This is a genomic window from uncultured Corynebacterium sp. (assembly GCF_937999985.1).
Taxonomy (GTDB): domain Bacteria; phylum Actinomycetota; class Actinomycetes; order Mycobacteriales; family Mycobacteriaceae; genus Corynebacterium.
The window spans coordinates 1-2,319 of record NZ_CALLDG010000120.1 but is presented as its reverse complement, the minus strand read 5'-3'; the positions used below and the strand labels follow the sequence as shown (position 1 = coordinate 2,319).

The 2,319-nt window shown below is 66.8% G+C and carries 2 protein-coding genes and 1 tRNA gene; 1 reads left to right on the top strand and 2 read right to left on the bottom strand.

The genetic code is table 11. From position 1 onward, the window contains the following. On the bottom strand, positions 1-618 hold a 618-nt coding region (locus tag Q0331_RS05735), incomplete at its 3' end, for a hypothetical protein (protein WP_298075503.1). Between the two features lie 4 nt (positions 619-622). Next, a complete protein-coding gene (locus tag Q0331_RS05730) occupies positions 623-1,819 on the bottom strand; it encodes a pyridoxal phosphate-dependent aminotransferase (protein WP_298075502.1) in 1,197 nt (398 codons plus the stop codon). Positions 1,820-2,011: 192 nt separating this feature from the next. Between Q0331_RS05730 and Q0331_RS05725 the strand changes: the two genes are divergently transcribed. After that, positions 2,012-2,096, top strand: a tRNA-Ser gene (locus tag Q0331_RS05725). Positions 2,097-2,319 lie beyond the last annotated feature (223 nt).

Here is a 2,319-nt window from a genome sequence, read left to right as displayed (position 1 = left end):
CCACCACAGAGCGTGCCCCACCAACGCCCACGAATCATCCTCAAAACGCACCACAAACACCCGATCCCCCAACTCCGCGCGCCGCAACCCCTCCAACGCAGCCGCATTCTCCCCCGGCGCCACCGCAAACCCCGCAGCGGTCAAACGCTCCACCACGCCCAAGCGATGCACAAACCCCTCCGCATCCTCCACCACCAAAGGAGCCCCCGCCCGGCACGCCCGCACCGCCCGAAAACGCCACACCACCGGCTGAACCCCCGCACGCCGGCCCCGCACAACCGCCCACCCCAGAGGCTCCTCCGGCTCCACTGAAAGCGTCACCACCGGCCCCGGGTCGGCCGTCTCCACCACCACAGTGCGCGGGGCAGGGGAGGTCGAAGGGGCGTCACTAGGCACGGCAGAAAGAGCCCCCGGTAGGACCGGGGCGAAAGAATAAGGGTGACGGCGCAACAACTCATCGCACGCCTCCACCAGCTCCGCATCGGTGGCGTTGAAGCCCACGCCCACCGACTCCAACTGAGCCCACAACTGCGCAAACGGCACCGAAGGCTGAGCCTCCCACGCCGCGCGCAGGCGCTCCACCACGGCGGGGATGCGCGTCGGATCCTCCGGATGCACGGCGCTAGTCGGCTTGCGTGGAGGCCTGCGTGTGCGCGGTGCCGTTCGCCGCGTCGCTGTCGGCGGCCGGGTCGGCTTGTATGGAGTTAACCAGCCCAGCGGCGGGCAGCGCCCGATCCAGCGCGCGGAGCAGCACATCCGTCTCCTCCGCTGTCGTCACCGTCACGCGCACGCCCTCGCCCGCGAAGCACCGCGCGATGACGCCCTCGCGCTTCAGCGCCTCGTCCAGCGCCTCCGCGCGCTCGCCCGCGTTCAGCCACACAAAGTTCGCCTGCGACGGGTACGTCAGCGGCTCGGCCGCCTCGGCTTCGTTGGCGCCCGTGCTGCCGTCTGAGCCGCCGGCGCCAGCCGGAGCAATCCCCGCCAGGTACGCCTCCACCCGCTCGCGCTCCGCCACCGTCGCGTCCACGCGCGCGGCCAGCTCGCCCTGCGCCTCCACGCTCGCAATCCCCGCCGCCTGCGCCAGCGCGTTCACGCCGAAAGGAATCCCCACCTTATTTACGGCCTCCACCAGCTCCGCCGGCCCGACCAGGTAGCCCAGCCGCAGCCCCGCCAGCCCATACGCCTTCGAGAACGTCCGGCACACCGCCAGGTTCGGGTAGCGCTGCAGCTCCTCCAACGCCACCGGAGACTCCGCATCCCGGTTGTACTCCACATACGCCTCATCCAGCACAACCGTCACATTCGCAGGCACGCGCCCCATAAACTCACGGAACTCGTCGCGGGTCACCGTCGTGCCCGTCGGATTATTCGGGTTGCACACAAAAACCAAGCGCGTACGCTCGCCGATCGCGTCGCTCATTGCCTTGAGGTCATGACGCCCACTCTTCAGCGGCACACCCACCCCAACCGCACCGGCGATCTTGCACAGGATCGGATATGCCTCGAACGACCGCCAGGCGTACACAACCTCATCGCCGTCCTTGCATGTGGCCTGCACCAGCTGCTGGCACAGGGCGGAACTGCCATTACCTACGGCGACATTGTCGAGGTCCACACCCAACCACTGCGCGAGCTTCCCACGCAGCGCGCCCGAAGCCATGTCCGGGTAGCGGTTGAGGTTTGAGGTGGCGTCATTAATAACGGCACTTACAGAAGGCAACGGGGCCAGCGAAGATTCGTTGGAAGCCAACTTCAGCGCGCCCGGCTGGGTGGAGCCGGGGACGTATGCGGGCAGGGAGGAAAGATCGGGGCGAATCATACTGCACAGTGTAGTGGGGGCCGGGGACGGGGCTTCGGGGAGGTTGCGGGGAGTGGGTGGGGAGGCGTGGCTGGCGCAGGTGGGGTTGTGGCCAGAAGGTGTGGGCGGGATTTTGGGGAAGGTGGGCAGGTTGTGTAGGCTAAGTTCGGTCGAGATTGTGGCATCTGGAAACAGTGCTGCGATACGACGTTCGGAGGCGTGCCAGAGCGGCCGAATGGGGCTCCCTGCTAAGGAGTTGTCCCTTAGGGGACCGCAGGTTCAAATCCTGTCGCCTCCGCAACTTCGACAGAGTGCGTCAGCGCCAGAGCTGCCCACAAAAGCTGCCCGGTTACTTGTGGTGAGGTTCCGGGGCCAACAGCTGCGGACAGTGTTGTGGGGCGTGTGGTGCGCCTGTGGTGGTCCGCTGGGATTGTGCCGGCGTGAAGCACTTTGTCGAAGTTTCCAAGCGCCCGTAGCTCAACGGATAGAGCATCTGACTACGGATCAGAAGGTTGGGGGTT